This window comes from Micromonospora zhanjiangensis, from assembly GCF_042650605.1.
Classification (GTDB): Bacteria; Actinomycetota; Actinomycetes; order Mycobacteriales; family Micromonosporaceae; genus Micromonospora_J; species Micromonospora_J zhanjiangensis.
In genome coordinates, this window is sequence record NZ_JBHSBN010000005.1 from 224,703 (window position 1) to 242,729 (window position 18,027).

The window sequence follows — 18,027 nt, forward strand, 5'->3', positions numbered from 1 at the left end:
CGGCACGGGTCAAGCTGCCGCAGGCCCGCGTTCCCGCCGTCCGCCGGGTCGTGGACTACGGGCGCAGTGCCGGGATCGGTCCGGAGAACAGCAGACGCAGGACGTAGGCCGGCGCGGGGAACGGGGCCCTGGACGGGAGCACGACGTGCAGGCCGGCCTCGTCCTGGCGACAACCGTCGAGGGCGAGGTACTGGCCGGCTTCCGGGCCGATCAACTGGATCGCGCGCAGTGAACCGAGATCGATCCGGCCGGTCGCGAACGTGGTGAGGGTGAGCGTTCCGTGCGGCCAGGCCAGCACCGTCGCGTACAACACGGTGTTGTCCTTGTTGCGGGTGAACCGGATGTCCTGTTCGTTGCCGGCCACCGGCGGGGTGAACGCTCCACCGCCCATGACGGTCGGTCCCTCGCCGTGGACGGTCCAGGCCCGAGTGGCGTAGATCGACTCGCCGAACCGGCCGAGGTAGTCCCCGATGCCCAGCAGCAGGGCGCGCTGTTCGTCAGGAATCACCCCCTCGGCCGTCGGGCCGACGTTGAGCAGCAGGTTGCCGTTCTTGCTGACCCGGTCGACGAGGGAGTGGAGGATCTGGTCGAGCGAGTGGTAGCTGATGTCGTTCGTGTAGCACCAGGTCGACGTGCTGAGGATGTCGTCGGTGAGCCAGTACGGATGGGTCAGTTCGGCGGGCCCACCACGTTCGTAGTCGTAGACCTCGCCCTTGTTGTTGAAGCCGTCCTTGTAGGTCGCCACGACGTCCGTACCCCACTCGAGGGCGCGGTTGTAGTAGTGGGCCAGGAACTCGAGGCCCGTCGCCTCGTCCACCTGGTCCAGGTTGACGTCCTGGTAGATGATGTCCGGCCGGGCGAGGTCGATGACCTCCTTGAGCTTGTCCAGCCACAGCCGGTTCTCCGCCGCGCTGCCCAACTGACCGTAGAGCTTGCGCAGCGTGGCCGTGGGCTGCGCCGGCACATGGTCGAAGAAGCCGGTGAAGTGGTACGCGTGATGCATGGCCACCAGGACCTTCAGCCCCTGTTCCCGGTAGGCCCGGGTGAACAGTTCCAGGAGGTTCAGACGCGGACCCGTGGCCGTCGAGTTCCACTCGTTGACCCGGCTGTCCCACATGGAGTAGCCGTCGTGATGCTCCGCGACCGGCCCGGCGAACCGCGCACCGGACGCCACGAACAGCCGCGCCCACTCGTCCGGGTCGAATGCGCCACCGGCCGACGCCAGCCTCGGTGCGAACCGCACGTGGCGTCCCGCCCGGTCCTGGCCACCCTCGATGAAGCGGTGGTAGGGCCACGCCGCGGGGTCGCCGTAGTTCTCGATGTGGTGGAGGTTGACCGGACTTCCCGGGATGTACATCTCACGCGGGTACCACTCGTTGTTGAACGCGGGAACGCTGAACACACCCCAGTGGTGGTAGATGCCGAACTTGGCGTCCTGGAACCACTCCGGTGCCGCCACGTGCTGGTCGACCGACGACCAGTCCGGGGTGTAGGACAGCACGCGATCGGGTCCGACGTGGGGCTTCGGTTGGGACATCGCCACCTCCGATTGGTGTCCGTCCGCGGGCTCGGCCGCGCCGGCCGGACCGCGACCAGGGTCAGCGGGTGCCGTCCCGGAGTGCCGACAGGGGAGCGAGGACCAGGCTGAACTCGGCGGCCCTGACCTCCAGGCGGTGCTGCGGCAGGACGCCCGGCCCGACGGCCGCGGTTCCGAGGCCCTGGACGGCATGATCGGTGTACAGGTGGATGGAAGGCCCGGCGACCAGGTCGATCTGGTGGCGCGCGGCGGCGAGCTGGTGGTCATCCCACCGACGTGCGGCGAGGTTGAACACGGGCTCGCCCTCGACCCGCAGACCCGAGCCGGCCGCGTCGGTCAACTCCGCCCAGCGCACGTCGGCGCGGTTGCCGTTCTCCTGCGGACGCACGTACGGGGTCTGCAACCGATCGACCGTGGTCTCGAACCGGTCCGTCCACGCCGCCCGCCGGGAGTCGGGATATGCCTCGCCCGGTCCGGCACCGAACCAGCTGACCCGGGACCAGTCGGCGGGCACCAGCCAGCGCAGTCCGATCCGGCCCAGCGAGGGGGCCTTGTCCCGACGGACGAGTTCGGCGTACCTCTGCGGCGACAGGTCGGGGTCCACCATCGCCTCGCCGAACACGTCGCCCCGCTCGGGCCAGTGCCCCACCGGCTCGGTCCGGACCCGCACGCGTACCCGTCGCTCGTCGCCGTCCCACCGGTAGGTGGTCAGGTAGCCGCACCCGGAGGCGGCGGCGGCGCTGCGTACCACCACGGACAACCCCTCACCGGCCAGGTCGAGGGACACGGTGCGGTCGCGCAGCCGGTGCAGGCCGCGCGCCTGCCAGTACTCCGCGTCGCGCTGCGCCCCGGCGCGGTCGTTGTCGGTCGGTGCGCGCCACAGCGCCAACCGTGGGCCGCGCAGCGGATGGCCGCCGAGGCTGACCAGTGCCCCGGTGTGCCGGTCGAACCGGGCGGGGCCGAGAGCGATCTGCCCGCCGGCGAGCGTGGCGGTGGCGGGCGGGCCGACGAGCCGGACGCGAGTGGGCGCGCTCGCTTCGGCGTCCAACCGGATCTGTCCCCAGGCCACCCGGTGCCCCCGGGGCGCCCACCCGGTTCCCTCGGCCAGTTCGGCGCGTACGCCCAGCCAACGTTCGCCGGTCCCGCGAGGCATCGCCACGGGCAGCGGCACCGGGACCTCGGTGCGTTCACCGGCGGCAAGCTCGGGGGTCGCGAGCACGCCGTCGGCGATCCGCGTTCCGTCCTGGCTCAGCGACCAGGTGAGCCGCAGATGGGCCAGGTCCAGGAAGTCGTAACGGTTCTCGATCGACACCGTCCCGGGTTTTGTGCCGGCGCCGATGCGTACCGGCTCGATGACCTTCCGGTATTCCGCCAGCCCGGGTGAGGGAGTCCGATCCGGCAGGACCAGGCCGTCGCAGATGAAGTTGCCGTCGTGCAACTCCTCCCCGAAGTCCCCGCCGTATCCGAAGAACTCGCGGCCGCGTGCGTCGGTGGTGCGCAGGCCCTGGTCGATCCACTCCCAGACGAAACCGCCCTGCAGGCGTGGGTACCGGTCGCACAGTTCCAGGTACTCGGTCAGTCCGCCCGGTCCGTTGCCCATCGCGTGCGCGAACTCGGTGAAGAGGAACGGCATGCGGTTGCGCGGCTCGTCCGCGGGTTCACCGGCACCGGCGTCGGCGGGGTAGAAGGTCTCACCCGGCCGCAGGCGGCCCTGCCCGATCCGCTTGACGCTGGCCGGTGTGCGGTACATCTCCCCGTAGACATCCGTGTACCGGCCGAGGCGATCGCCCTCGTAGTGGATCGGCCTGGACGGATCGCGCCGGCGGAGCCACGCCGCCATCGCCTCGAGGTTCTGCCCGTCCCCCGCCTCGTTGCCCAGCGACCAGATGATAACGCTGGGGTGGTTCTTGTCGCGCTCCACGGTTCGCCGGATCCGGTCCAGGTACGCGGCCTGCCACCGTGGGTCGTCGGAGGGGTTGCGCTCCCAGGGTCGCCGGTCGACGTACTCGAACCCGTGGGTCTCCAGGTCGCATTCGAGCACGACCCAGAGGCCCAGTTCGTCGCACAGTTCGAGGAACCACGGGTGGGGCGGATAGTGCGAGGTGCGCACGGCGTTGATGTTGTGCTGCTTCATCAGCTCCACGTCGCGGCGCATGGTCTCGCGACCGACCGCCCGCCCGTGCTCGGGGTCGAACTCGTGCCGGTTCACGCCGCGTAGCAACACCCGTCGACCGTTGACCGTCAGCACCCCGGCCGCGTCGATGGCGACCGTGCGGAACCCGATCTGCACCCGTACCCGCTCACTGTCGGTGGCCAGCACCGCCTCGTACCGGAACGGGTCCTCCGCGCTCCAGGGCCGCACCGAGTCGAAGGTGAACTCCTGCTCGACCGGCGCGTCGACGACTCCCAGCCGGGGAATGCTGACCCGCACCGGCGTGTCCGCCGCCACCTCGACCCGCAACCGGCCGCCGGTCGACACGGCGTCGTAGTCGGCGTGCACGAACACGTCGTGGATTCCGCCGGCCGGACGGGCCAGCAGCGTCACGTCGCGGAAGATGCCCGACATCCGCCAGGTGTCCTGATCTTCCAGGTAGGTCCCGGACGAGTACTGGTGTACCCGAACCGCCAACACGTTGCGGCCCGGGCGCAGCGCAGCGGTGACGTCGTACTCCACCGGCAGCCGACTGCCCCGACTCACCCCCAGCTCGATGCCGTTGAGCCAGACCCGCGCGCAGGAGTCCACCCCCTCGAAGCGCACCGCCGCGGGTGCGCCCGCCCACGACGCGGACAACTCGAAGACGCGGCGGTAGTCCCCGGTCGGATTCTCGTCCGGCACGAACGGCGGATCCACCGGAATGGGGTACGCGATGTTCAGGTAGGCGGGCCGGCCGTACCCGTGCAACTGCCAGTGCGAGGGCACCGGGAGCCGGTCCCAGCCGGCGTCGTCGAAGTTTGGCAGTTCGAATCCGTCCGACTCCGGCAGCCCCGTCGGCGAGAACCGGAAGGCCCAGTCGCCGTTCAGGTCGAGCCGGGCGGCATCCGAGGCGAAGGCCGCGCGTGGCGCGGCGAATCCGTAACCGGGTGAGAAGTCCTCGAAGTAACGAGTGGACACCAGGCTCTCCCTCGGGCCGCGGAGAAACTTTCGTAGCCGACCGTACTATCGATCAACGGGGACGTGAAGGGCGCGGAGGGCCCGGTGCCGTTGCGGCTCGCCCGATGTCGACACCCGGCCGAATCGGGTCGAGTACGGGGCGGCCTCGGTCGGTCGGTGGGGATGTCAGAATGGCTGACGCGGGCGGATGACCGGCCGGTTGACGCCGCCCGGCCCTGCTTCGGTCGGCATTCGTAGCCGCCGCGGGGCCGGTCGACAACGAGGTGAGGTCGGGTGACTGTGGCGAAGAGCCGAGCTGGAGCGCCGGGGGGCGGACGCGGCGGGCCGGTGGACAACCAGGCTCCGGTCACCATCGCGTACATCGCGGAGTCGGCCGGTGTCTCGGTTCCGACCGTGTCAAAGGTGCTCAACGGGAGGTCCGGGGTATCGAGTGACACCCGGGCCCGGGTCGAGGCGTTGATCAACAAATACGGGTACGCCAAGCCTCCGAATCGCAGCAACATCGTGGAACTCGTGTTCGACGAGCTGGAGAGCATGTGGGCGGTGGAGATCATCCGCGGCGTCGAGCGAGTGGCCCGCAAGAACCGCGTCGGGGTCATGATCTCCGAGTTCGGACTGCACGACACCCCTGCCCAGGCCATGGGCGACACCCTCGATCGTCGACCGCAGTGCGTGTTGTCGGTGGCCCAGTTGTCGGCGGAGGAGCGCGAGCAGCTGCGGGTCAAGGGCATTCCATTCGTCGTGTTCGATCCGACGACCGAGTTGCCGGACGACGTCCCGTTCGTGGGCGCGACCAACTGGCGCGGTGGCCGGGCCGCCACCCGACATCTGATCGAGTTGGGACATCGGCGGATCGCGATGATCGGTGGGCCGGACGAGGTCCTGTGCTGCCGTGCGCGGCTCGCCGGATACGAGACGGCGATGCGGGCCGCCGGTCTGGAGGTGACCTCCGACCTGGTCGTCTCCGCGGCACTGACCCGGGAGGACGGCTACGCCGCGGCGCGGGTCCTGCTGAGCGGTGCCGATCGGCCCACCGCCATCTTCGCCGCGAACGACCTCCAGGCTCTCGGTGTCTACCAGGCCGCACGCGAGGCCGGACTGCGGATACCGGACGATCTGAGCGTGGTGGGATTCGACGACCTGCCGGTCGTGGCCTGGGTGGATCCGCCGATGACCACCGTCCACCAGCCGCTGACCGAAATGGCCGTAGCGGCCACCGAACTGGCCCTGGCACTGAGCCGGGGTGAGGAGTTGCCGCAGCTCGGGATGGAGTTGGCAACCAGTCTGACGGTGCGCGAGAGTACCGCGCCGCCGTCGAGCTGAGCGGCGTTCGGGCCGACCGCCGGTGCATTGACCAAGGTCACGCCGCTGGCTAAGCTCCGCCGAAACTATCGGGGCTAGAACCTGGACATGCTCGGTCGGGAGGTCTACCTGGCGCCCGTCGGTTGGGCCGACGGTTGGCCGGTGGTGGGCGACCTCGCGCCCGTCATGAATGCGCCGTCCTGGCCACTCCATCCGGTACCCGGGTCGCCGGTGCGTGACGATTTCGACCGGTCCGAGCTGCATCCGCGATGGGTTTCACCGCGGTCGCGGCGCCCGGAGGATTGCGGCACCCGGCAGCGCCCGGGCTGGTTGACCCTGCGTGCGCGTGGTGCGTCACTCGACGCCCCCGACGTCACGTTCCTCGGCCGCCGGCAGCAGCACCTGTCCTGCCGGGTGCGGACCCTGGCCGATACGCGGGAAGGGCGTGGCGGCCTGGCGGTGCGGCTGGACGCGCGGTCGGGACCCGACGTGATCCACCTCGGCGTGGAGGACGCGGACGGGGCGTTCACCGTCCTGGCCCGGCTTGACGGCCGGTACCTGTCGACCGAGGTGGCCGGTGGTTTCACGGGCCGGGTCATCGGGTTGTACGCCGTGGCGGGCACCATGCATTTCGATTGGCTCGACTATCAGCCGCTCGACTGACGACCGTGCCGTGAACGGCAGTCAGGACATCCCGTGACGGCCGTCAGCACGCTGCGGACATTGACGTCTGTCGTGGTCAGCTGTAGGGTTCGTCCGAAACTTTCGCGCCCACGTCGAGAAAGTACTCACCGCAGCTGGCCGCCTTCGCGCGACTGGTCGTCGTGGAGAGTCGCGAAGCCGCAGGTGCCAGCAGGGGAGTTCTGATGTATTCGCAGGGTCTACGAAGATTCCGTCATCGGGTCGGTGTGATCGCCGGTGCCGTGGCCGCCCTGCTGGTGGCCGGGACGGTGGTGGCGACCAGCGCCCAGGCGGCTACCGGGTGCCGGGTGGCCTACACGGTCGCGTCCCAGTGGTCGGGTGGATTCACCGCGAACGTGGAGGTGACCAATCTCGGGGACCCGGTCAATGGCTGGAGTCTCGGCTGGGCGTTCCCGTCCGGTCAGCGGGTCACCCAGGCGTGGAACGCGACGGTGACCTCATCGGGGGCGCAGACCACCGCGACGAACATGAGCTACAACGCGGCCATCGGCACGAACGCGACGGTGTCCTTCGGCTTCAACGGGTCCTGGACCGGTAGCAACACCGCCCCCGCCTCGTTCGCGCTCAACAACGTCCCGTGCACCGGCAACGTCGGCGGCACGCCGACGCCGAGTGCCAGCCCGTCCACCTCCTCGTCCCCGTCCCCGTCCCCGTCCACCTCCCCGTCGACGCCGCCGCAGCAGGGAAACGCGGCGCAGACGGTCGCGGCGATGCAGCCCGGGTGGAACCTGGGCAACACGCTCGACGCCATCCCCGACGAGACCTCGTGGGGCAACCCGCGGGTGACCCGGGAGTTGCTGCACCAGATTCGGACGCAGGGCTACCGGAGCATCCGCATTCCGGTGACCTGGACCGACCATCAGGGCGCGGCACCGGGCTACACCATCGACGCGACCTGGCTCAGCCGCGTCCGGGAGGTGGTGGACTGGGCGCTGGCGGAGGACCTCTACGTGATGATCAACCTTCATCACGACTCCTGGATGTGGATCAACGGGTATCCCGGTGACCGGACGAACGTGAAGAACCGATACACCGCCTTGTGGACGCAGATCGCCAGCACGTTCCGCGACCGCTCGTCGAAGCTGGTGTTCGAGAGCATCAACGAGCCGCAGTTCACCGGTACGTCCGGCGACGCCGAGAGCGACACGGTGCTGCAGGAACTCAACACCGAGTTCGTCCGACTCGTCCGCGCGTCCGGCGGGAACAACGCCACCCGGCTGCTGGTGCTGCCCACCCTCTACACCAACTCCAACCAGGCCCAGCTGGACACCCTGGCGAACACGATCGGCCAGCTACGCGATCCCAACCTGGCCGCGACAGTCCACTTCTACGGCTGGTGGCCATTCAGCGTCAACATCGCGGGTGGGACCCGCTACGACAGCAACGTCGAGCAGGACATCGTCGACAGCTTCACCCGGGTGCACACGACCCTGGTGTCCCGGGGCATCCCGGTGATCGTCGGTGAGTGGGCCCTGCTCAGCTACGACTACACCCGGCCCGGCATCATCGAACGCGGCGAGATGCTGAAGTACTTCGAAGCCGTCAGCTATCACGCCCGGATCAGAAACCTCACCACGATGCTGTGGGACGCGGGCACCTTCCTCAACCGCAACGACCTGCAGTGGCGAGACCCGGGCGTCTTCGCGATGTTGAAGGCCGGCTGGACCACCCGCTCGGCAACCGCGTCGTCGGACCAGATCTACCTCCCCCGTACCGGCACGATCCCCAGCAAGTCGCTCACGCTGAACCTGAACGGCACCTCGTTCCAGGGACTCCGGCAGGGCAACACCGACCTGGTCAGGGGCACCGACTACACCATCTCCGGCAACACGCTCACCCTGACCGCCTCGGCCCTGACCCGGCTGGCGGGCAACCGTGCCTACGGCGTCAACGCCACCATCGAGGCGCGCTTCTCCCAGGGCGCAGCGTGGCAGATCAGCATCATCACGTCCGATCCGCCGATCCAGTCGGCCGCCAACGGCACGACCAGTTCATTCGTCATCCCCACCCAGTTCCGCGGTGACCAACTGGCCACCATGGAGGCCACGTACGCCAACGGCAGCCCGGCCGGACCGGCCAACTGGACCTCCTACAAGGAGTTCTGGTCCAACTTCCAGCCCGACTACGCCGCCAACACGATCACTCTGAAGCCCGACTTCTTCGCCGAGGTCACCGACGGCACCGTCAACCTCACCTTCCACTTCTGGAGTGGTGTCCAGATCAAGTACCGCATCACCAAGTCCGGAAGCTCGGTCACCGGCAGCCCCGCCTGACAAGCGATCCGGGGTGCCGCAGGCCACGGCCTGCGGCACCCCGGCGGAAGGCGGCGGTGCAGTCGCGGTCCGGCTCACAACTCGATGTTCAACCGCTCCAGCACCGACGGCGCCACCAGTCCCAGCGCGGCGAGGATCGAGATGACCGTGAACGCGACGCGCAGCACGACCACCTCCACCTTGCCGCCCACCTTGACGGCGATCTTGTTCGGGATGCCGATCATCAACCACATCCGGCGTTTGATCGGGATCGGCCACAGGATCGGCACCCCGGCGCTGGTGATGATGTCGCCCATCAGGTGCACGAAACAGCCCACCCCGACGGCGAGCCCCAGCATCGGATAGCCGCGGTCGCCGGGCAGGTTGAGGAAGGTGAAGTAGGCGCCGGCCAGCGACAGCAGGGTGACCACCACCCAGCCGGCGCGCTTGGCCCACTCGTCGAACAGGCCGCGCAGCGCCAGCCCGATCATGAAGAACAGGATGCTGATCACCGCCCACTTGCCGTACGTGGCGCACAGCGCGGTGGTGCCCCAGCCGACCAGCAGCGTGAACGGCAGGGTGTGCGTGAAGGTGCGGTGACCGTTGCGTCGGTGCGGATCCTTGCTCAGCCGGGTCGCGGTGTAGATGCCGAGCGAGATCTTCTCCATCACCTCGGCGATGAACAGCGAGAACACCCCGAAGGTGTGCGCCACGGTGGCGCCGCCCTGGTTGCGGGTCACCTTGCCGGACAGGTCCAGGTCGGGAAAGAGTGCTCCACCCGCGCAGACCGCCGTGCCCACCGCGATGGCCAGCGGCGACTGGTGGTAGTCGGCGAACTGGTCCAGCGCCCAGGAACCGGCGAGCCACACGGCCGCACCGGACAGTGCGTGTGACGGACCCATCATCGTCTGCATCCCTCCCCGAGGATCTTGTCCGCAAACCTACGTGAGCTTTGCAAGCCGACCGACGGCGGGCAACGACCGGGGCCCCACCAGATGCGCGTGGCGGGACGGTGGCCTCCGGGGCTGGGACGCGGGGCGACCCGGCCGGGCAGCCGGCCGGGCGCCTGCTCTGCTGGACCGGCGTTATGCGGCGTGGTCCTTCGGGTCGGGACCGAAGCGGTTCGAGCCGGGCGTGCCGGCCAGCACGAAGAACACCAGCAGCACGATCGCGCCGATGAAGGGAATCAGTCCGATCAGGATCCACCAGCCCGAACGGTCGGTGTCGTGCAGGCGTCGCACGCTGACCGCCAGCGACGGCAACAGGAACACCAGGTTGACGATCAGCCCGATGTAGCCACTGGAGCTGGCGGACCCGTCGAACTTCGTGCCCAGAGCGGAGTCGAGGACCGAGGCCACGATGCCGACGAGGATCGCGAAGAGGAGGAACCACCAGTACTCCGAGCGGCGGGCCCGCCCGGAGAACCCGACGTACTGCGAGAAGACCGAACGGACGGCAGCGGCAAAGGACATGGCGACTCCAGCGTCTTGAGGGGGACGAGTGGCGATGAGCGGAATCAGGGTAAGGGCAGCCGCGCGCTTTTCGCTCGCCTGAATGGGCGAACGATGAATTCGTCAGCAGCTCGTCGTCCTCCGGCGGGGGAGCCGCCGGTGCCGGTCAGCAGGCGGCGGTGGCGAGCAGGTTGCCCTCCGGAATGACGATCTTCGGCCGGCCGGCGTGGACGGCGGGTGCCGGACGGTCCCCGCCGCGGCCGCCGCGGGCGTGGCCGTAGCTGGCGGCGGTACGGTGGGCGATCGCGGACCAGCCGTACCGCTCGGACACCATCGCCCGGGCCTTGCGGGCCACCCGGCGGGCGAACACCTCGTCGGTGAGCAACGAGTCGACCGCCCCGGCCAGCGCACCCGGGTCGCTGTGCGGGAAGGTCACCCCGGTCACGCCCGGTTGGACGATCTCGGCCAACCCGCCGGTCGCGGCGACCGCCAACGGCGCGCCGGCGGCGGCCGCCTCCAGTGCCACCATGCCGAACGGCTCGTACAGGCTGGGCACCACTGTCGCGTCGGTGGCGCCGAGCACGGCGGGCAGTTGCCGCTCGGTCAGGAAGCCCACGAACCGTACGGTCTGTTCCAACCGCAGCCGCCGGGTCTCCTCCTGCAGCTCCGGCCGGTACGGCCCGTCACCGACGATCAGCACCCGCAGCCCGGGGTGCCGCTCGCGCAGCCGCGGCACGGCGTGCACCAGGTGCTGGGCGCCCTTCTCGTAGACCAGACGGCCGGCGAAGCCGACCAACGGCCCGGCCCCGGCGAACCGGCTCCGGGCCGAGCTGACCTCCCGGGGCCGGGCCCGCCAGGCCCGGCCGTCCACCCCGTTCGGCACCACGTCGACCCGGTCGGCCGGCAGGTCGAACAGCCGGGACACCTCGTCCCGCATGTAGCCGGAGCAGACGATCACCCGGTCCGACTCGTGGCACAGCCACCACTCGACCGAGTGGATGGTCCGGTTCAGCTCACCCGGCAGCCAGCCCTGGTGCCGGCCGGCCTCGGTGGCGTGGATGGTGGTGACCAGCGGCAGGTCGAGATGCTCGGCGAGGGCGACGGCGGTGTGCGCGACCAGCCAGTCGTGGGCGTGCACGACGTCGTACCCGTCGTCGGCGGCGGCCCGCAAGGCGGCCCGGGTCAACGTGTGGTTGAAGGCCATCGTCCAGGCCAGCAGGGAATCGGTGCCCAGCGGGAAGGCGACCGGGTCCTCGGGGGCGCGGACGACGAGCACCCCGTCGACGTACTCGCGCAGCGGTGCGCCCTCGGCGTGCCGGGTGACCACGGTGACCCGGTGACCGGCGGCGGCGAGCGCGACCGACAGCGCGTGCACGTGCCGGCCGAGACCGCCGACCAGGACCGGTGGATACTCCCAGGAGAGCATCAGGATTCGCTGCGGTGGGGATGTCCGGATGTCAACGACCCGGCCGTTGGCTGTCATGTGGCCCGCCCCCTTCTGCTGTCCAGTTCGTCGGCGCACGCGCCGGTTGGTGCCGTCCGGTTCGTTCGGCGCACGCGCCGGTTGGTGCCGTCCAGCTCGTCCGGCGCACGCGCCACCTGGCGCCGGAAGGGGCGCCAGGCACGTCGTCGGGTTGGCGGTAATCCTTCCGCTGTCGCGATAAATCGCGGATAAGCAACCATTGCCGGGATGTAACGAGCCGCCGTCGGCCCGGTCGCGGGTCGTCGATCCCGCGTTGACCAGCCCGAACGCGCTCGCCCGTCGGGTCTCCAGCCGGGCCGGTCAGTTCCGCCGGACGCGCAGCACCTCGGCGACCGACCAGGCCTGGAACGGGCAGCCGGTGGCGCCGTGCGGCGGCGCACCGTCGGCGGTCTCGCTGACCGAACCGAGGCCGTACTCGCCCAGGTGCGCCTCGACGCCGACGAACAACCCGTCGGCGGGCAGGCCGGCCCGCCGGCAGGCGTCGACGTACGGGCCGAGCAGCCACGGCCAGACGGTGCCCTGGTGGTAGCCGCCGTCCCGGTCGGCCGGGCCGCCGCGGTGCCGGCCGACGAAACCGGGATCGTCCGGGGCAAGGCTGCGCGGGCCGAGCGGGGTCAGCAGCGCCGCGCCGACCCGGCGCAGGACGGCCGGGTCCGGTCGCAGCGGCGGGTCCGGCAGCGACCAGGCGAGCAACTGGTTGGGCCGCAGCAGGTCGTCGTCGTAGGTGCCGGCCCCGCCCAACGGGTACGCCGGCGCCGGCGCGTCCAGCACGTCGTGGAGCCAACCGGTCGGGGCCGGGTAGCGGCGGCGGAACGACTCGACGGCCCGGCCGTGCGCCCCGGTGGCCGGGCCCGGATCCGCGCCCGCCCGTGCGGCGAGGTCGGCGACGACGGCCAGCCCGTTCACCCACAGCGCGTTCACCTCGACCGGCTTGCCGGCGCGCCGGGTCACCGGCACCCCGTGCACCCGGGCGTCCATCCAGGTCAGCGCCTCCCCGGCGGCGCCGTGGGTGAGCAGCCCGTCGGCCGGATCGACGCCGATGCCGTACCGGGTGCCGGCGAGATGACCGTCGACCACGGCGCGCAGCGCGGGCAGCAGCTCGGCGGCCAGGTCGTCGTCGCCGGTGACGGCCACGTGCCGACCCACCGCGTGCAGGAACCACAGCGTCCCGTCGACGGTGTTGTACTCCACCCGGCCGGTGTCCGCGGTGTTGGCGAGCATCCCCTCGGACAGCGTCGCCGCGTACCCGCGCAGCAGGTCGCGGCCCTGCTCGGCCCGTCCGGTCGACAGGAACAGCCCCTCATACGAGATCATCGTGTCCCGCGACCAGGCGCCGAACCACGGGTAGCCGGCCACCACGTCCGGCCGGCCGTCGCCGGCCCGGACCACGAACGCGTCGGCGGCCAGGACGAGCGCGCGCTCGACGTCGTCGGCCGGGCCGGCGGCCGCCACCACATCCCGGTTGCGCCGCCGGGCCGCGGCGACCACCTCGACCGCGGGCGCCGGCTCGGCGGCCAGATCGCCGGCCCAGGCCAGCACGGCGACGGTGTCCCCGGGCCGGTCCAGCTCGGCGCCGAACCGGCCGGCGTGCCAGAGATCCTCGTCGGACGGCAGTCCGCGGGCGGCCTCCTCCCGGTGGCGTACCCCGTGCCACCATTCGCCCACCGGCTCCCAGCCGGGTCCGGCCAGTCGGAACGCGCCCTCGACGATCGCCCCGCCGGCCGCCGGTTCCAGCCGCGGCGGCGGCCCGTCGGCCCGGCGCTCGCCGTGCGCGTCCCGCCAGGTGCAGGCCGCGGCCAGCTCGAGCCGGACCGGGCCGCCGGCCAGCAGCCGGTGCACCACGGCGACGCAGGACCGCCCGTACGCCATCGCCAGTTCCCGTTCGATCACCAGGTCGCCGATCCGCCACCGCCAGCGGGGCAGCCCGTCGGTCAGGTCGAAGCGTTCCAGCAGCTCGAAGCCGCGCGGGTCGACCGACCCCGAGGCCCACTCGTGCGCGCCGAGCCGGGCCTGCGCCCCGGACGGCCAGACCACCGCCGGGTCCAGGCTGACCAGGCCGACGTGCCGGACCGCCGGGGTGGACCCGGGCACCACCAGCAGGCCGTGGTACCGGCGGGTGCGCAACCCGCTCACCGTGCCCATCGCGTAGCCGCCCCGGCCGTCGGGGACCAGCCACTCCCGGCTCGTGCCGACGTCCAGGTGACCGCACACCCCGGGGCCGAAGCCGAACGCGATCAAGAGCACCTCCGTAGATCTTGCCGAGCGTCGCATCTACCATGCCCCGGAACAACCAACAGTCTGCTGAAGTTCCGGTAGAAGATTGAGGACGTGGAGGTGATCAACGCCGTGTCGACCGCGACCGGCCCGGGGGCGGATCCCGAGCGGATCCGGCTGGGCGAGGCCGACTCCGGTGCCGTCGCCTGGCGGTCCTGGGGGCCCTACCTGTCCGAACGCGCCTGGGGCACGGTCCGCGAGGACTACAGCGAGCACGGTACGGCGTGGGACTACTTCCCGCACGACCACGCCCGGTCCCGGGCCTACCGGTGGAACGAGGACGGCATGGCCGGCGTCTGCGACGACCGGCAGACGTTCTGTTTCGCTCTCGCCCTGTGGAACGGCGAGGACCCGATCCTCAAGGAGCGGATGTTCGGCCTCGGCGGCGACGGCGGCAACCACGGCGAGGACGCCAAGGACTACTGGTGGTACCAGGACTCCACGCCCACCCACTCGTGGATGCGCTGGCGCTACCACTATCCGCAGGCCGCCTTCCCGTACGACGACCTGGTCGCGGTCAACGCCCGCCGGCGCCGCGACGAGTCGGAGTACGAACTGGTCGACACCGGGGTGTTCGACGACGACCGGTACTGGGCCGTCACCGTCGACTACGCGAAGGCGTCACCCACCGACTACTGTCTGCTGGTCACCGTCGCCAACCGGGGCGACCGGGCCGCCCGGCTGCACGTGCTGCCCACGCTGTGGTTCCGCAACACCTGGGCGTGGGGGCTGCCCGGCCGGGACGACCAACCGGTGCTGCGCGCCGAGGGCGCCCGACTGGTCGGCCGGCACCGGGAACTCGGCCAGTTGGTGCTCGCCGGTGACGGTGAACCGACCCCACTGACCTGCGACAACGAGACCAACACCGAACGGATGTGGGGCCTTGCGGGGCGCAGCCGCTACCCGAAGGACGGGATCAACGACCACGTGGTGAGCGGCGCCGACACGGTCAACCCGGCCGGTGAGGGCACCAAGGGCGCGCTGCACTACGTACTGGACGTGCCGGCCGGTGGGCAGGCGGAGATCCGGCTGCGGTTGGCCCGGACCGCGCCGCCGCCGGCCGCCGACCCGGCGCCGGCGCTGGACCTCGGCGCCGGGCACACCGCCGTGCTGGCGGCCCGCCGGGCCGAGGCGGACGGGTTTTTCGCCGGGGTGCTGCCGGCCGCCGCCACCGCGGACGAGGCGGCGATCGCCCGACAGGCGTTCGCCGGGCTGATGTGGGGCAAGCAGTTCTACCACTTCGACGTGCGGCGCTGGCTGGACGGCGACCCGACCGCCGTGCCGCCGCCGGCCGGTCGCCGGCAGGGCCGCAACTGCACCTGGTCGCACATGACCAGCTTCGACGTGATCTCCATGCCCGATCCGTGGGAATACCCCTGGTACGCGGCCTGGGACCTGGCCTTCCACTGCGTCAGCATCGCCCGGATCGATCCGGGTTTCGCCAAGTCGCAACTGCTCCTGCTGCTGCGCGACTGGTACCTGCACCCCAACGGCCAGATCCCGGCGTACGAGTGGGCGTTCGGGGACGTCAACCCGCCGGTGCACGGCTGGGCGGCGGTCCGGGTGTTCGAGATCGACGGCGCTCGGGACTACGACTTCCTGGCCCGGGTGCTGCACCGGTTGATGCTCAACTTCACCTGGTGGGTCAACCGCAAGGACACCGAGGGGCGCAACGTCTTCGAGGGCGGGTTCCTCGGCCTGGACAACGTCGGACCGTTCGACCGGTCGGCGGCGCTGCCGGTGGCCGGGGCGCTGGAACAGTCCGACGGCACCGCCTGGATGGCGATGTACGCGCTGAACCTGATGGACATCGCGCTGCGGTTGGCCGAGCGGGACGGCAGCTACGTCGACATCGCCACCAAGTTCTTCGAGCACTTCGCGCACATCGCCATTGCCGCCCAGGACCAGGGTCTGTGGGACGCCGAGGACGGGTTCTTCCACGACGTGCTCCGGTTGACCGACGGCAGCCGGGTGGCGTTGAAGGTGCGGTCGGTGGTCGGTCTGCTGCCGCTGGCCGCCACCATCCGGCTCGGCTCGGCCCGGCTGGCCGGGCTGCCCGAGCTGACCGACCGGTTGCGCTGGTTCCTGACCAACCGGCCCGGCTCGGCCCGGGTGCTGGCCGCCCGCCGGTTGGCCGCCGACGGCCGGCAGCAGCGGATGCTGTCCATGGTCGGGCCGGACCAGCTGGTCCACCTGCTGGCCCGGATGTTCGACGAGGAGGAGTTCCTGTCCCCGTACGGGCTGCGTAGCCTGTCCCGGGCGCACCTGGCGGAGCCGTTCACGGTGACCCTGGCCGGGCAGGACTTCACCGTCGGCTACGAGCCGGCCGAGTCGACAAGCGGCCTGTTCGGCGGCAACTCCAACTGGCGCGGGCCGATCTGGCTGCCGACCAACTACCTGCTGGTCGACGCGCTGCGCGAGTACGCCGCGTTCTTCGGCGACGACCTGCGGATCGAGTACCCGACCCGGTCGGGGCGCAAGTGCACGCTGACCGAGATCGCCGACGACCTGGCCGACCGGCTGATCGCGCTGTTCCGCCGGGACGCGTCCGGCCGCCGGCCGATCTTCGGCGCGAACGAGACCTTCCAGCAGCATCCGGACTGGCGGGACCTGATCGTCTTCCCGGAGTACTTCCACGGCGACAACGGCGCCGGGCTGGGCGCCTGGCACCAGACCGGCTGGACCGCCCTGGTCGCCGACCTGATCCTCACCCGCCGCGCGGTCCCGGCCCGCGACCGGCCTGACCCGGTGGCCGGCGGTGGCCCGGTGGCCGGCGGTGGCCCGGTGGCCGGCGGTGGCCCGGTGGCCGGCGGTGGCCCGGTGGCCGGCGGTGGCCCGGTGGCCGACGGCGGCCCGGTGGCCGGCGGTGGCCCGGTGGCCGGCGGTCCTGATTTCGGGCCCACATCGGATTCGTAGTAGCTACGCCATCTTCGATGTGGCGCCGCGCGGGTGCCGCTCCGGTCCGCGTTCACGGGGCGCGGGAGATCGGTTGTCGAGGCGCTCGGGCGGCGGTGGTCGGGCGGGGTGCGGTGGGCCGGGGCGCGGGGCGGCCGAGCGGGGTGAGCAGGTCGCCGAGCAGGGCGCACATCGCCTCGGACGGTTCGAGTTGCAGGTCGCGCAGGAGCAGGTCGCGGTAGACGTAGAACGCGTGCAGCGCCTCGTACGCGTTTCCCTCGGCGAGGTGCGTCTCGACGATCAGGCGGTGCGGCGTCTCCCGTAGCGGCTCGGCGCGGACCGCCTCCAGGGCCGACTGGAGGGCCTCGCCGTGCCGACCGAGGCGCAGTTGGACGCGGGCCATCTCCTCCAGGGTGTGCAGCCGCAACTGGCGCAGCCGCTCGCGTTCCAGCAGCACCCAGTCGTCGTACCAGCCGGGCAGCAGGTCGTGCCGGCCGGTGGTGAGGATCCGGTCGGCGCCGCGCGGGTCACCACCGTCGCGGATCCGGGCCGCGGTCCGGACCAGGTCGTCGACGTCCACGTACACGTCGGGGTCGAGGGCGATGGTGTCACCGACGGTGACGATCGGACAGTGCGCCTGGCGGCGCAGCCGCCAGAGCGCGGTGCGCAGCGAGGGCAGCGCCCGGTCCTCCGGGGTTTCCGGCCAGAGCAGGCCGGCCAGGTGGGTACGGGTGGCGCCGGGGCGCAGCGCGACCAGCGCGATGACCCGCTGCAGTCCGCGTGGCACCAGCACCGGTACGCCGGCTCGCAGCAGCCGGAAGCCGTCCAGCAGGAACAGCTGCGGCCATCCGGCGTCGATCGGACCGGCCACGGCTCACCTCCCTGCACCGGGACGTCCCGGAGATATCGCCGGTGACCCCGCTGGCCGGTAAGCGAGCACTGCCCGAAATCAGGCGAAGAGTACCTATTGTCCATGCGGCTCGTCAATCAACCGTCAGTTTTCGGACTCGACCGGGGTG

At 71.1% G+C, this 18,027-nt stretch carries 11 protein-coding genes; 4 read left to right on the top strand and 7 right to left on the bottom strand.

Translation table 11 applies throughout. The annotated features are described in order from the left end of the window. Positions 1-55 precede the first annotated feature (55 nt). Positions 56-1,537 (bottom strand): alpha-L-fucosidase, encoded by a 1,482-nt coding sequence (locus ACFOX0_RS10295; RefSeq protein WP_377544013.1) that lies wholly within the window; start codon positions 1,535-1,537, stop codon positions 56-58. A 61-nt stretch (positions 1,538-1,598) separates the two neighbouring features. Further along, entirely contained in the window at positions 1,599-4,649 is a 3,051-nt protein-coding gene (locus tag ACFOX0_RS10300) for a glycoside hydrolase family 2 TIM barrel-domain containing protein (RefSeq protein ID WP_377544015.1), read from the bottom strand. Positions 4,650-4,976: 327 nt separating this feature from the next. Between ACFOX0_RS10300 and ACFOX0_RS10305 the strand changes: the two genes are divergently transcribed. From ACFOX0_RS10305 to ACFOX0_RS10315, 3 genes are all read left to right on the top strand, one after another. After that, positions 4,977-5,972 (top strand): LacI family DNA-binding transcriptional regulator, encoded by a 996-nt coding sequence (locus ACFOX0_RS10305; protein ID WP_377544252.1) that lies wholly within the window; start codon positions 4,977-4,979, stop codon positions 5,970-5,972. A 141-nt stretch (positions 5,973-6,113) separates the two neighbouring features. After that, positions 6,114-6,614, top strand: a complete 501-nt coding sequence (locus ACFOX0_RS10310; protein ID WP_377544018.1) for a beta-xylosidase family glycoside hydrolase — start codon at positions 6,114-6,116, stop codon at positions 6,612-6,614. Positions 6,615-6,817: 203 nt separating this feature from the next. Beyond that, positions 6,818-8,926: a cellulase family glycosylhydrolase gene (locus tag ACFOX0_RS10315; RefSeq protein WP_377544020.1), complete on the top strand. Its 2,109-nt coding sequence runs from the start codon at positions 6,818-6,820 to the stop codon at positions 8,924-8,926. A 74-nt stretch (positions 8,927-9,000) separates the two neighbouring features. Here ACFOX0_RS10315 and ACFOX0_RS10320 read toward each other — a convergent pair whose 3' ends face one another. The 4 genes from ACFOX0_RS10320 to ACFOX0_RS10335 all read right to left on the bottom strand — a co-directional run bounded on the left by ACFOX0_RS10320 (position 9,001) and on the right by ACFOX0_RS10335 (position 14,077). After that, positions 9,001-9,810, bottom strand: coding sequence for a metal-dependent hydrolase (locus ACFOX0_RS10320; RefSeq protein WP_377544023.1), 810 nt, complete (start codon positions 9,808-9,810; stop codon positions 9,001-9,003). A 180-nt stretch (positions 9,811-9,990) separates the two neighbouring features. Further along, the gene (locus ACFOX0_RS10325) at positions 9,991-10,377 is read right to left on the bottom strand and encodes a DUF805 domain-containing protein (protein WP_377544025.1); all 387 of its coding nucleotides are present in this window, start codon (positions 10,375-10,377) and stop codon (positions 9,991-9,993) included. 145 nt (positions 10,378-10,522) lie between these two features. Continuing rightward, a complete protein-coding gene (locus ACFOX0_RS10330) occupies positions 10,523-11,839 on the bottom strand; it encodes a glycosyltransferase family 4 protein (protein ID WP_377544027.1) in 1,317 nt (438 codons plus the stop codon). Positions 11,840-12,139: 300 nt separating this feature from the next. Next, a complete protein-coding gene (locus tag ACFOX0_RS10335) occupies positions 12,140-14,077 on the bottom strand; it encodes an amylo-alpha-1,6-glucosidase (protein WP_377544255.1) in 1,938 nt (645 codons plus the stop codon). A gap of 96 nt (positions 14,078-14,173) precedes the next feature. Between ACFOX0_RS10335 and ACFOX0_RS10340 the strand changes: the two genes are divergently transcribed. Then, positions 14,174-17,029 (top strand): MGH1-like glycoside hydrolase domain-containing protein, encoded by a 2,856-nt coding sequence (locus ACFOX0_RS10340; RefSeq protein ID WP_377544030.1) that lies wholly within the window; start codon positions 14,174-14,176, stop codon positions 17,027-17,029. A gap of 52 nt (positions 17,030-17,081) precedes the next feature. Here ACFOX0_RS10340 and ACFOX0_RS10345 read toward each other — a convergent pair whose 3' ends face one another. Continuing rightward, the gene (locus ACFOX0_RS10345; RefSeq protein WP_377544033.1) at positions 17,082-17,879 is read right to left on the bottom strand and encodes an AfsR/SARP family transcriptional regulator; all 798 of its coding nucleotides are present in this window, start codon (positions 17,877-17,879) and stop codon (positions 17,082-17,084) included. Between the last annotated feature and the right edge of the window lie 148 nt (positions 17,880-18,027).

Bases quoted from the DNA above. Each gene is read 5' to 3' on its own strand.
- ACFOX0_RS10295 (WP_377544013.1), bottom strand. From the start codon at position 1,537: ATGTCCCAACCGAAGCCCCACGTCGGACCCGATCGCGTGCTGTCCTAC.
- ACFOX0_RS10315 (WP_377544020.1), top strand. From the start codon at position 6,818: ATGTATTCGCAGGGTCTACGAAGATTCCGTCATCGGGTCGGTGTGATC.
- ACFOX0_RS10320 (WP_377544023.1), bottom strand. From the start codon at position 9,810: ATGATGGGTCCGTCACACGCACTGTCCGGTGCGGCCGTGTGGCTCGCC.
- ACFOX0_RS10325 (WP_377544025.1), bottom strand. From the start codon at position 10,377: ATGTCCTTTGCCGCTGCCGTCCGTTCGGTCTTCTCGCAGTACGTCGGG.
- ACFOX0_RS10330 (WP_377544027.1), bottom strand. From the start codon at position 11,839: ATGACAGCCAACGGCCGGGTCGTTGACATCCGGACATCCCCACCGCAG.